Annotated in this window: 11 protein-coding genes and 5 tRNA genes; all 16 read left to right on the top strand. The window is 43.6% G+C overall.

Annotated elements, in window-relative coordinates; translation table 11 throughout:
- The first annotated feature begins 50 nt into the window (after positions 1 to 50).
- On the top strand, positions 51 to 668 hold the full coding sequence (locus tag F993_RS04415) for an FHA domain-containing protein (RefSeq protein WP_004656301.1): 618 nt from the start codon (positions 51 to 53) through the stop codon (positions 666 to 668).
- Between the two features lie 73 nt (positions 669 to 741).
- The gene (locus tag F993_RS04420; RefSeq protein ID WP_032812549.1) at positions 742 to 1,434 is read left to right on the top strand and encodes a phosphoglycolate phosphatase; all 693 of its coding nucleotides are present in this window, start codon (positions 742 to 744) and stop codon (positions 1,432 to 1,434) included.
- Between the two features lie 83 nt (positions 1,435 to 1,517).
- Complete coding sequence (trpE, locus tag F993_RS04425) at positions 1,518 to 3,011, top strand: anthranilate synthase component I (protein WP_004656298.1); 1,494 nt, start codon at positions 1,518 to 1,520, stop codon at positions 3,009 to 3,011.
- 99 nt (positions 3,012 to 3,110) lie between these two features.
- A tRNA-Thr gene (locus F993_RS04430) sits at positions 3,111 to 3,186 on the top strand.
- A gap of 54 nt (positions 3,187 to 3,240) precedes the next feature.
- Positions 3,241 to 3,324 (top strand) — tRNA-Tyr (locus F993_RS04435).
- Between the two features lie 33 nt (positions 3,325 to 3,357).
- Positions 3,358 to 3,433: transfer RNA gene (locus F993_RS04440), tRNA-Gly, on the top strand.
- Positions 3,434 to 3,444: 11 nt separating this feature from the next.
- Positions 3,445 to 3,519, top strand: a tRNA-Thr gene (locus F993_RS04445).
- A 164-nt stretch (positions 3,520 to 3,683) separates the two neighbouring features.
- Entirely contained in the window at positions 3,684 to 4,874 is a 1,191-nt protein-coding gene (gene tuf, locus F993_RS04450) for an elongation factor Tu (RefSeq protein ID WP_004656295.1), read from the top strand.
- A gap of 54 nt (positions 4,875 to 4,928) precedes the next feature.
- Positions 4,929 to 5,004, top strand: a tRNA-Trp gene (locus F993_RS04455).
- A 76-nt stretch (positions 5,005 to 5,080) separates the two neighbouring features.
- Positions 5,081 to 5,521, top strand: coding sequence for a preprotein translocase subunit SecE (secE, locus tag F993_RS04460; protein WP_004656293.1), 441 nt, complete (start codon positions 5,081 to 5,083; stop codon positions 5,519 to 5,521).
- 7 nt (positions 5,522 to 5,528) lie between these two features.
- Positions 5,529 to 6,062, top strand: coding sequence for a transcription termination/antitermination protein NusG (nusG, locus tag F993_RS04465; protein WP_004656291.1), 534 nt, complete (start codon positions 5,529 to 5,531; stop codon positions 6,060 to 6,062).
- A 112-nt stretch (positions 6,063 to 6,174) separates the two neighbouring features.
- Positions 6,175 to 6,603 (top strand): 50S ribosomal protein L11, encoded by a 429-nt coding sequence (rplK, locus tag F993_RS04470; RefSeq protein WP_004637639.1) that lies wholly within the window; start codon positions 6,175 to 6,177, stop codon positions 6,601 to 6,603.
- A 3-nt stretch (positions 6,604 to 6,606) separates the two neighbouring features.
- Complete coding sequence (gene rplA, locus F993_RS04475) at positions 6,607 to 7,302, top strand: 50S ribosomal protein L1 (protein WP_004656290.1); 696 nt, start codon at positions 6,607 to 6,609, stop codon at positions 7,300 to 7,302.
- 312 nt (positions 7,303 to 7,614) lie between these two features.
- A complete protein-coding gene (rplJ, locus tag F993_RS04480; RefSeq protein ID WP_004656288.1) occupies positions 7,615 to 8,121 on the top strand; it encodes a 50S ribosomal protein L10 in 507 nt (168 codons plus the stop codon).
- A 42-nt stretch (positions 8,122 to 8,163) separates the two neighbouring features.
- Positions 8,164 to 8,532, top strand: coding sequence for a 50S ribosomal protein L7/L12 (rplL, locus tag F993_RS04485; protein ID WP_004656287.1), 369 nt, complete (start codon positions 8,164 to 8,166; stop codon positions 8,530 to 8,532).
- Positions 8,533 to 8,841: 309 nt separating this feature from the next.
- Entirely contained in the window at positions 8,842 to 12,930 is a 4,089-nt protein-coding gene (gene rpoB, locus F993_RS04490; protein WP_004656286.1) for a DNA-directed RNA polymerase subunit beta, read from the top strand.
- Positions 12,931 to 13,020 lie beyond the last annotated feature (90 nt).

Raw genomic sequence — 13,020 nt, 5'->3', positions numbered from 1 at the left:
CTTATGCCACAATGTTATGATTGCAAGAAATTCTATAAGGATATGCATCTATGACTTGGAAATTACAAGCCATTACAGGTGAATTTACGGGGCAAGAACTCAGTATCGAAAGTGACATGTTGGTGGGAAGACATCAAGATGCCGATATTTTGTTACAGTCAGCAGATATTTCACGTCGCCATGCGGCGTTATTGTTAAAAGATCAACAGCTTTGGGTGCAAGACCTGAATTCGTCGAACGGTACATTTATTAATGATGTACGTGTTGAGCAGGAGACTGAATTGCATGATGGCGATATTCTACAATTTGCCAGTTTTGTGTTTTCGGTACTTGCACCAGCGGTGTCTGAAATTGAATTGCCTGAAATCGAGATTGAACCTGTAGCGTCAAGCTCAACGGATCAGGGTATGCCAAGTATTGCTGAGCGCGCAGTTGAAACGCCGATCACGCGTGATGGGATGCCGCAGCAAGTGGCGATTCCAAAACCAGCGCCGATTCCTGAAGGAATCAATGTACAGGCGGTAGCAGAGCCACAAGCTGTTGCCATTGAAGAACCTGTTTCGCGTGTCGCTGCAGAAAAAGAGCAACAGAAGAATGCTACAGTTGGCCTCATTTCTATTATTGTATTGATCATTCTGGCGGTGATTGCTTGGCTGTTCTTTAAATAATCGGGCGAAGCTTTTACAATCAAGGCATGCCCATCTGGGTGTGCCTTTTTTCATTTCTGAAGGGGACGTGATGATGTCTGTTGCACAGCTACAACACCGTAGTCTGATTCTATTTGATCTTGACGGAACGCTGGTGGATTCCGCTGCTGATCTCTATCGGGCCATGAATCTGAGTTTGGAAAAACTAGGCTTGCCTCTGGTGACTGAAGCTCAGGTTCGGGTTTGGGTGGGGAAAGGTGCGGCCAAATTATGTGAGTCCGTTCTTGAGCACTTATTTGGACAGGTGGATGTCCAACAGCAACAACAATTGCTCAGTACTTTTGTTGAGGTGTATGCGCAAGAGCTTTGTGTGGATACTCAGGTATATACAGGTGTTTTGCCATTTTTAGAATATTGCCAGAACCATAATATTGCGATGGCCTGTGTGACCAATAAGCCAGAACAGCTGGCAAAAGGCATTCTTGATCTCTTGGCCTTGAGTCCATATTTTAAAATGGTGATTGGTGGTGATAGCCTGCCTGAGCGTAAACCACATCCTTTACCCTTGCTGTACTGTGCGCAGGCACAAAATACTACGACAGCGGCCACCTTGATGATTGGTGATTCAAGTAATGATGTTGAAGCAGCCAGACGAGCAGGTATTGATTGTATTGTGGTCAGCTATGGCTATAATCATGGAGAAAGTATTTACGACTGTCAGCCACAGCAAGTGGTCGATAGTTTGGCAGAATTGATAGAAGAAGATTTAGTAAGGAGACAAGCATGAAGATGATTATGGTTTTTCGATGGCGGGCTTGAGACAGCACTAAAGAAAAAACGCACAGAAATTAAAAACCATAGAGAAGATTCATGACGACCTTAGTACAATTTGAGCAATTAAAAGCAGCAGGCTATAACACCATTCCTGTTTATCGCCAGCGTTTGGCCGATACTGAAACCCCACTTTCTGTTTTTGCTCGCTTTAAACAACACAAGCAGGCCTATCTATTTGAGTCTGTTGAAGGTGGCGAGAACTGGGCACGCTATTCCATGATCGGCTTGGGCGAGTCCACTGTTTTTTCCTGTAATGCGGGTGTACTCACCATACAACAGGCGGATGGTACTGTGCTTCAGCAGGATTGTGCTGATCCTTTTGACTATATCCGTGAGTTTCAAAGCCAGTTTAAAGTCCCAACGCAAGTTGAACTACCTGCTTTGCCAAGCTTCACTGGCGGATTAGTGGGCTATTTGGGCTATGACGCTGTGCGTTATATTGAACCAAAACTGAAAAACGTGCCTGCTGCTGATCCTGTAACGCTACCCGACCTTTGGTTGATGCTCTCTCAAACCGTGATTGTGTTTGATAATTTAAAAGATACCTTGTTCCTCATCCATCATGCCGATGCGAACCAAGCTGATGCTTATGCACAGGCCCAGCAAAAGTTGGATCAGTTGGAGCAATTGTTGGCGACACCTGTGAGTTTGCAAGCGAAGCCGCACACAGCACCACATTTTGAATCGATCACAGGCAAAGCAAAATTTCTTGAAACGGTTGAAAAGGTCAAAGAATATATCCGTGCAGGGGATGTGATGCAGGTGGTGCCTGGGCAACGTATGGTGTCTGATTTTGATGGTGAAGCGCTGCAAGTGTATCGTGCGCTTCGCCATTTAAATCCATCGCCGTATTTATTTTTGGTGCAAGGGCAAACCCTGACGGACCAAAAGCCATTTCATATTGTCGGTTCATCGCCAGAAATTTTATCTCGTTTAGAAAATGGCATTGCAACGGTGCGTCCTTTGGCCGGAACGCGGCCACGTGGTAAAACCAAGGAAGAAGATATTGCCTTGGAACAGGATTTACTGGCAGATGAAAAAGAGATTGCTGAACATCTAATGCTGATTGATCTGGGGCGTAACGATGTCGGACGTGTATCTAAAATCGGTAAAGTGCAAGTGACTGATCGGATGGTGATCGAACGTTATTCCCATGTGATGCATATTGTCTCGAATGTACAGGGTGAGGTGCGGGATGATGTAGATGCTTTGGATGTGTTTAAAGCGACATTCCCTGCGGGAACACTTTCAGGTGCACCAAAAATCCGTGCCATGGAAATTATTGATGAAGTTGAGCCTGTGAAACGTGGTGTATTTGGCGGTGCTGTTGGATATTTAGGTTGGCATGGTGAAATGGACATGTCGATTGCAATTCGTACCTGCGTTATTCGCGATCAAAAGGTCTATGTACAGGCAGGAGCAGGGCTGGTTGCAGACTCAAATCCTGAATCTGAGTGGAATGAAACCCAAATAAAAGCTCGCGCAGTGATCAAAGCGGTTGAATTATCATCAAACGGATTGATTTTATGAGTTTTTAGCAGTTTTTTTAAAAAAAGCACTTGCATCGATTCAGAGTTTTGCTAAACTGCACACCGTTCCGATACGAAACGTACGAAACACTAAGAAAGAGCCGGCATAGCTCAGTTGGTAGAGCAACTGACTTGTAATCAGTAGGTCCACAGTTCGAATCCGTGTGCCGGCACCATCTTAAAAAGTGTGGTAGTATAAAGTAAAGAACAGCACTGTGTAAGTGTGATGTGGTGAGATTCCCGAGCGGCCAAAGGGGGCAGACTGTAACTCTGCTACGAAAGTTTCGAAGGTTCGAATCCTTCTCTCACCACCATTTAACTTCGATATAAGTGGTTAGTACCAACATGCGGGAGTAACTCAGTTGGTAGAGTGGCAGCCTTCCAAGCTGCATGTCGCGAGTTCGATCCTCGTCTCCCGCTCCATCGAAGATGTCGCTCTTATAGCTCAGTGGTAGAGCACTCCCTTGGTAAGGGAGAGGTCTCGAGTTCAAATCTCGATAAGAGCTCCAGATATACAGCTTAGTGGAATTTCCACAACATTTTAAAGAAGCAGGCTATTATAGTCTGCTTTTCAAGTATTAGGTGTCTAGTTTTTTAGGCGAATGTCGATAAAGAAGGTTTTTCAGGGTTGTTTTTCTCTAAACTGGCGTCGACGTAAACGAGGAAAATCAAAATGGCTAAGGCTAAGTTTGAACGTAACAAACCACACGTAAACGTGGGTACAATTGGTCACGTTGACCATGGTAAAACAACTTTAACTGCTGCGATTGCAACTATTTGTGCAAAAACTTACGGCGGTGAAGCGAAAGATTACTCACAAATCGACTCAGCTCCTGAAGAAAAAGCACGTGGTATTACAATTAATACTTCACACGTAGAATACGATTCTCCAATCCGTCACTACGCTCACGTAGACTGCCCGGGCCACGCCGATTATGTTAAAAACATGATTACTGGTGCTGCTCAGATGGACGGCGCGATCCTTGTATGTGCTGCGACTGATGGTCCAATGCCACAAACTCGTGAACACATCCTTCTTTCACGTCAGGTTGGTGTACCTTACATCATCGTATTCTTGAACAAGTGTGACCTTGTTGATGATGAAGAATTACTTGAATTAGTAGAAATGGAAGTTCGTGAACTTCTTTCTACTTATGACTTCCCAGGTGATGACACTCCTGTTATCCGTGGTTCAGCACTTGCTGCACTTAACGGTGACGCTGGTCAATATGGTGAGTCTTCAGTTCTTGCTCTTGTTGAAGCGCTTGACTCTTACATCCCAGAACCAGAACGTGCAATCGACAAAGCATTCTTGATGCCAATCGAAGACGTATTCTCTATCTCAGGCCGTGGTACAGTAGTAACTGGTCGTGTAGAAGCTGGTATCGTAAAAGTTGGTGAAGAAGTTGAAATCGTAGGTATCAAAGATACGGTTAAAACGACTGTAACTGGCGTAGAAATGTTCCGTAAATTGCTTGACGAAGGTCGTGCAGGCGAGAACTGTGGTGTTCTTCTTCGTGGTACTAAGCGTGAAGACGTACAACGTGGTCAAGTACTTGCTAAACCAGGTACAATCAAGCCGCACACTAAATTCGACGCAGAAGTATACGTACTTTCTAAAGAAGAAGGTGGTCGTCATACTCCATTCCTTAACGGTTACCGTCCACAGTTCTACTTCCGTACAACTGACGTAACTGGCGCGATCAAATTACAAGATGGCGTAGAAATGGTAATGCCTGGTGACAACGTTGAGATGTCGGTAGAGTTAATCCACCCGATCGCAATGGACCCAGGTCTACGTTTTGCGATCCGTGAAGGTGGTCGTACTGTAGGTGCTGGCGTTGTTGCTAAAGTAACTGCATAAGCCTAATACTGTGTTACACTCAAATCGGAAGCTTCGGCTTTCGATTTGCATAATAGGCTAGTAGTTCAATTGGTAGAGCGTCGGTCTCCAAAACCGAATGTTGGGGGTTCGAGTCCCTCCTGGCCTGCCACTTTTTTTTTATAAAAAAGCTTAATTCTGGCTGAGTTGTCATATAATAAGTCGCGAATTCTACGACGAGTAAAAAAATGTCGAATGATAAATCGCGTGACGCATTAAGCGACGCGCCAATCCCTCAAAGAAATAATGCCGCTGAAGTTGTAAACTCTGGCTCTCCACTTGATATAGTCTTGTGGTTGATTGCTATCGTTTTATTGATCGGTGCCGCATTGGTAAATCAACATTTACCGGCCTATTGGGCACCTGCAAATGATATTTGGGTGCGCGTTGGGGTAATTTTGGCTTGTATCGTCGTCGCTTTAGGTTTATTATACGCCACCCATCAAGGCAAAGGCTTTGTGCGTTTGTTGCAAGATGCGCGAATTGAACTGCGTCGAGTGACCTGGCCAACAAAACAAGAGACGATCACGACATCGTGGCAAGTGCTTTTGGTTGTACTCATTGCATCATTGGTTTTATGGTGTTTTGATTACGGGTTAGGTTGGTTTATTAAGTTAATTATCGGGTAAGAGTGCGATGAAACGTTGGTATATTATTCATGCCTATTCAGGTTTTGAAAAACAAGTGATGCGTTCACTTAATGACCGAATCCAGCGCAGCACTGTTGCTGATAGTTTTGGTGAAGTCCTCGTCCCTACTGAAGAAGTTGTGGAAATGAAGGATGGTAAGAAGCGTAAGTCTGAACGTAAATTCTTTCCAGGCTATGTGTTAGTCGAAATGGAAATGAATGATGATACTTGGCACATCGTTAAAGAGTGTCCAAAGGTTCTTGGTTTTATTGGTGGTACACCAGAAAAACCAGCGCCAATCTCACAACGTGAAGCTGATGCGATTCTTGCGCGTGTACGTAATACAGGTGAGGCACCTCGTCCTAAGACGATGTTTGAACCTGGTGAAGAATTGCTCGTTATTGATGGTCCGTTCACTGACTTTAAAGGGGTCGTGGAGGAAGTTCAATACGATAAGTCACGTTTAACGTTGACGATTAATGTATTTAATCGACCAACTCAGGTTGAACTCGAGTTTCGCCAAGTCGAAAAAACGATTTAATCTGCGAAGGTTGATAAGCGCCCGATCTGATCGGGCATTGTTGTTCTAACACTTCGGTGTTGTTTAATTTTTTGGGGAGCCTAACGGCGTCTGTACCCAGAGGTAATTTTCAATGGCTAAGAAGATTGACGGCTATATCAAGCTGCAAGTTCCAGCTGGTAAAGCAAATCCATCTCCACCAATTGGTCCTGCTTTAGGTCAACGTGGTGTAAACATCATGGCATTCTGTAAAGAATTCAATGCTGCTACACAAAAACTTGAAGTTGGTTTGCCAATTCCTGTCGTGATCACTGTGTACAACGATAAGTCGTTCACTTTTATCATGAAAACTCCACCTGCATCTATTCTTCTTAAGAAAGCTGCTGGTATCCAAAAGGGTTCTTCTGTACCTAACAAAACTAAAGTTGGTAAGTTGACTCGTGCTCAATTAGAAGAAATCGCGACTACTAAAGAACCGGATTTAACTGGTGCTGATTTAGACGCTCGTGTGCGTACCATTGCTGGTTCTGCACGTTCTATGGGCTTGGAAGTGGAGCTATAAGACATGGCAAAGTTAACTAAACGTCAAAAAGCCATTGCTGCTGCTGTAGAAGCAAACAAAGTTTATACTTTGGAAGAAGCAGTACAAGTTCTTAACAGCCTTCCAGCTGCGAAGTTCAAAGAATCTTTAGATATCGCTGTAAACCTTGGCGTAGACCCACGTAAATCTGATCAGGTTGTTCGTGGTGCGACGACTTTACCTGCGGGTACTGGTAAAACTGTACGTGTTGCAGTATTTGCTCAAGGTGCTGCTGCAGAAGCTGCGAAAGCTGCTGGTGCTGATATCGTTGGTTTTGATGACCTTGCTGAAAGCATTCAAGGTGGAAACCTTGACTTTGACGTAGTGATTGCTGCTCCTGATGCAATGCGCGTTGTTGGTAAGTTAGGTACGATTCTTGGTCCACGTGGCTTAATGCCAAACCCGAAAGTGGGTACAGTAACTCCTGATGTTGCTAACGCGGTTAAGAATGCTAAATCTGGTCAAGCACGTTACCGTGTAGACAAAGCGGGTATCATCCACGCTGCGATCGGCCAACTTGGCTTTAGCGAAGAAGCTGTACGTCAAAACGTTGAAACTTTAATTGCAGACTTGAAAAAGTTAAAGCCTGCAACTTCTAAAGGTGTATACGTTAAAAAGATCACTTTGAGCTCAACTATGGGCCCTGGTTTGATCGTTGACGTAAGCAACGTTTCTAAGTAATTAGTAAGAATTTTAAAGCCCTGAAAAGCTCCCTCTCTTTATAGGAGAGGGTTGGGGAGAGGTTTTATACCCTCATCCCTACCTTCTCCCTGAGGGAGAAGGAGTTTTTAGGCAAACTTTGAATTGATAAATGAATATTTATCAGCGTCAAAGACCTCAGGCGAGAAATATTTTCGAATATTTTTCTTAATCATCCAGTCTGAGTAGACGCGGTGGTGTGATTTATTCCTCCTCCGCGTGTAAGTCTGAAAGGACTTACGAATTGGGAGTGCATCCATATGGGTGCATAAATCACCGTTAGGAGGTTTTACAATGGCTCTTCTTATCGAAGACAAAAAACAGATCGTTGCAGAAGTAAGCGAAGTTGCTTCTAAAGCGTTTTCTGTTGTTGTGGCTAACTATCAAGGTTCAAGCGTAGAGCAATTAACGCAACTTCGTGTTGAAGCTCGTAAGCTAGGTGTTACTACACGTATCGTGCGTAATACTTTGGCTAAGCGTTCATTTGAAGGTACTCAATTTGATATCTTGAATGACGACCTTGTTGGCCCAACCATTCTCGGTTTCTCAACTTCTGAAGATGACATGGGTGCAGCTGCACGCTTGTTCGAAGAATTTGCGAAAACTAACAAAGCTTTTGAACTTAAAGCTGCTGCATTTGATGGCAAAGTTTATCAAGGCGCTGAAGTTAGTGTAATTGCAAATCTTCCGAACCAAGAAAAAGCGCTTACGATGCTTGCCTCTGTCCTTCAAGCTCCTATTTCGAAATTGGGTCGCCTTATTACGGCACTCAAAGAGAAAAACGAGTCAGAAGCGGCTTAATCCTACTTTCACACCATTCAATATCCATTTGGAGTTATTCTCATGGCTTTAACAAACGAAGAAATCTTAAACGCAGTTGCTGAAAAAACTGTTCTTGAACTTGTTGAATTAATCTCTGCTTTCGAAGAGAAATTTAACGTATCTGCTGCTGCTGTTGCTGTAGCTGCTGCTCCAGGCGCTGCTGCTGCTGCTGAAGAACAAACTGAATTCAACGTTGAGTTGACTTCTTTCGGTGCTAACAAAGTTGCTGTAATTAAAGCAGTTCGTGAAGCTACTGGCCTTGGTCTTAAAGAAGCTAAAGATCTTGTTGAAGGCGCTCCTGCAGTTCTTAAAGAAGGCGTTTCTAAAGAAGAAGGCGAAGAACTTAAGAAGAAGCTTGAAGAAGCTGGTGCTACAGTTACACTTAAGTAATACTGTAGGGAGTCGATTTTTTCAAAATCGGCTCCAAAAAATGGCTGATGGCTCTTGGGTCATCAGCCTTTTTGCGTTACAATAATCGGCTCGTTTTTTGTTAGTTTTACGTTTTTTGTGCGTATTATTTGGACAAAACACATAAAATCAAACGCTTACCAATATTTTTTTGCTTATAAAAATATTGTTAAGCGTTTTAATACCACTAAAAATTGCAGCATTTGTAAACAGTGGTGGCCATATCGGCCTGCGTAATTCCTTCTAGACCCGTTCTGCAGGCGGGTTTAGTTTACTTTCCGAGGACTCCAGATGGCATACTCATATACCGAAAAGAAACGGATCCGTAAGAATTTTGGTAAATTGCCCCACGTAATGGAAGCACCGTACTTACTTTCGATTCAGGTCGATTCGTACCGTACATTCTTACAAGGCGGTAAAACTCCAAAAAATCGCGAAGATATCGGTCTCCAAGCCGCATTTCGTTCAGTTTTTCCTATTGAAAGTTATTCTGGCAATGCTGCTTTAGAATTTGTTGAGTATAGCCTTGGTAAGCCTGAGTTTGACGTACGTGAATGTATTTTACGTGGTTCAACTTATGCAGCACCAATGCGCGTAAAAATTCGTTTGATCATTAAAGATCGTGAAACGAAATCAATTAAAGACGTTCGTGAACAAGAAGTTTACATGGGTGAAATGCCACTCATGACCGATAACGGTACTTTCGTTATTAACGGTACTGAGCGTGTAATCGTATCTCAATTACACCGTTCACCAGGCGTGTTCTTTGACCATGACAAGGGTAAAACCCACTCAAGCGGTAAAGTGTTGTATTCAGCACGTATTATCCCTTACCGTGGTTCATGGTTAGATTTTGAATTTGATGCTAAAGATTTAGTATTCGTACGTATTGACCGTCGTCGTAAGTTGCTTGCAACGGTGATCCTACGTGCCTTGAATTACAGCAATGAACAAATCTTGAATTTGTTCTACGAAAAAGTACCTGTATATCTTGATATGGGTAGCTATCAGATTGACCTCGTTCCAGATCGCTTACGTGGTGAAATGGCGCAATTTGATATCTTGGACAATGATGGTAAAGCGATCGTTGAACAAGGTAAACGTATTAATGCACGTCACGTACGTCAAATGGAAGCTGCGAACTTAGCTAAGCTTTCTGTACCTGATGAATATTTATATGAGCGTATTACAGCTGAAGATATCACTCTGAAAAGCGGTGATGTGATTCCTGCGAATACTGTGCTTAGCCATGAAACTTTGGTCAAGTTGGCAGAAGGTGGTGTTAAACAATTTAACATCCTATTCACGAACGACATCGATCGTGGTTCTTTCGTTGCAGATACATTACGTGCAGATACGACAACAGGCCGTGAAGAAGCGCTTGTTGAAATCTATAAAGTAATGCGTCCAGGTGAGCCACCAACAAAAGAAGCTGCTGAGAACTTATTTAACAACTTGTTCTTCTCTTCTGAGCGCTATGACCTTTCTCCAGTCGGTCGTATGAAGTTTAACCGTCGTTTGGGCCGTCCTTACGAAGTGGGTACTGATCAGAAGTCGCGTGAAGTTGAAGGTATTTTATCGCACGAAGATATCATCGATGTATTGCGTACATTGGTTGAAATCCGTAACGGTAAAGGTGAAGTCGATGATATCGATCACTTGGGTAACCGTCGTGTACGTTCTGTAGGTGAAATGACCGAAAACCAATTCCGTGTTGGTTTAGTTCGTGTTGAACGTGCTGTTAAAGAGCGTTTAAGCCAAGCAGAAACAGATAACTTGTCTCCGCAAGATTTGATCAACGCAAAACCAGTTGCTGCTGCAATCAAAGAATTCTTTGGTTCAAGCCAGTTGTCTCAGTTCATGGACCAAAACAACCCATTGTCTGAGATTACACACAAACGTCGTGTATCTGCGCTTGGTCCGGGTGGTTTGACACGTGAACGTGCAGGCTTCGAAGTACGTGACGTACATCAAACTCACTATGGTCGTGTTTGTCCAATTGAAACGCCTGAAGGTCCAAACATTGGTTTGATCAACTCGCTTTCTGTCTATGCAAAAGCGAATGACTTCGGTTTCTTGGAAACACCATACCGTAAAGTTGTTGATGGTCGTGTAACCGATGAAGTTGAATACTTATCTGCAATTGAAGAAGTAGGGACTGTGATTGCACAGGCCGATTCTGCAGTGGATAAAGATGGTACTTTAACTGAAGAAATGGTTTCTGTACGTCATCAAGGTGACTTCGTTCGTATGTCGCCTGAACGCGTAACCCATATGGACGTTTCTGCACAACAGGTTGTTTCTGTTGCAGCGTCATTGATTCCATTCCTTGAACACGATGATGCGAACCGTGCATTGATGGGTTCAAACATGCAACGTCAGGCTGTTCCTACCTTACGTGCTGACAAGCCGCTTGTTGGTACGGGTATGGAAGCAAACGTAGCACGTGACTCAGGTGTATGTGTGATCGCTGACCGTGGTGGTGCGATTGAATATGTAGATGCATCTCGTATCGTGATTCGTGTAAACGAAGATGAAATGATCGCGGGTGAAGCAGGTGTAGATATCTATAACCTGATCAAATATACACGTTCAAACCAAAATACTTGTATTAACCAAAATGTCATCGTGAACTTGGGCGACAAAGTTGCTCGTGGTGATATCTTGGCTGACGGTCCATCGACTGACATGGGTGAACTTGCGCTGGGTCAAAACATGCGCGTCGCGTTCATGACATGGAACGGTTATAACTACGAAGACTCGATCTTACTTTCTGAGCGTGTTCTTCAAGAAGACCGTTTAACGTCGATTCACATTCAAGAATTGTCATGTGTAGCACGTGATACCAAGTTAGGTGCAGAAGAAATTACTGCCGATATTCCTAACGTTGGTGAAGCTGCACTGTCTAAATTGGATGAGTCAGGTATTGTTTATATCGGTGCTGAAGTCACTGCAGGTGACATCCTTGTTGGTAAGGTAACGCCTAAAGGTGAAACTCAGTTAACACCTGAAGAAAAACTACTTCGCGCAATCTTTGGTGAAAAAGCAGCTGACGTTAAAGACTCTTCTTTACGCGTTCCATCTGGCACGAAAGGTACGGTGATTGACGTTCAAGTCTTCACACGTGATGGTTTAGAAAAAGATGAACGTGCGCAAGCAATTGAGAAAGCTCAGCTTGACGCATACCGTAAAGACTTGAAAGAAGAATACAAAATCTTCGAAGAAGCAGCACGTGAACGTATTGTTCGTTTGTTGAAAGGTCAAGAATCTAACGGTGGTGGTTCAACCAAACGTGGCGATAAACTTTCTGAAGACGTGTTGTCTGGTTTAGAGCTTGTTGATTTACTTGAAATCCAACCGACTGATGAAGCAATTGCAGAGCGTCTAACTCAAATTCAAGTGTTCTTGAAAGAGAAGAGCTATGAAATTGATGAGAAGTTTGCTGAGAAGAAACGTAAACTTTCTACAGGTGATGAATTAACCACTGGCGTATTGAAAGTTGTTAAGGTTTACCTTGCGGTTAAACGTCGTATCCAGCCTGGTGATAAGATGGCGGGTCGTCATGGTAACAAGGGTGTTGTATCAAACATCTTGCCAGTTGAAGACATGCCTCATGATGCCAATGGTGTACCAGTCGATATCGTATTGAACCCATTGGGTGTACCGTCACGTATGAACGTGGGTCAGATTCTTGAGACTCACTTGGGTATGGCGGCCAAAGGTTTGGGTGACAAACTCGAAAAAATGTTGAAAGAACAGCGTACAGTGTTAGAGCTACGCGACTTCTTAGACAAGATTTATAACAAGGTTGGTGGCGAACAAGAAGAGCTTGATAGCTTAACTGACGCAGAAATCTTGGCACTTTCAGGCAACTTGCGTGCTGGTGTTCCATTGGCAACACCTGTATTTGATGGTGCTGAAGAAAGCCAGATCAAAGACTTGCTTGAATTGGCAGACATCTCACGTACCGGTCAAACGGTATTGTTTGACGGACGTACAGGTGAACAGTTTGACCGTCCTGTAACTGTAGGTTACATGTACATGCTCAAATTGAACCACTTGGTTGATGACAAGATGCATGCGCGTTCAACGGGTTCTTACTCACTTGTAACCCAACAGCCGCTTGGTGGTAAAGCACAATTCGGTGGTCAGCGTTTCGGTGAGATGGAAGTATGGGCACTTGAAGCATACGGTGCAGCATATACCCTCCAAGAAATGCTCACTGTGAAGTCGGATGACGTCGAAGGTCGTACACGTATCTACAAGAATATTGTAGATGGAAACCATTATATGGATCCGGGTATGCCTGAATCGTTCAACGTATTGACCAAAGAGATCCGTTCTTTAGGTATCAACATTGAACTGAAAAATGGTGACTAAATCCCCCTCGATCCCCCTTTATTCAAGGGGGAAGTTCCCCTCTTTCTTAAAGAGGGGTTAGGGGAGATTCCAAATTTCAGTAAAAACAAT

The organism is Acinetobacter proteolyticus (genome assembly GCF_000367945.1).
In the GTDB taxonomy this organism is placed as follows: Bacteria; Pseudomonadota; Gammaproteobacteria; order Pseudomonadales; family Moraxellaceae; genus Acinetobacter; species Acinetobacter proteolyticus.
The sequence above is the reverse complement of the archived record's forward strand: the minus strand, read 5'-3'. Positions and strand labels throughout refer to the sequence as shown.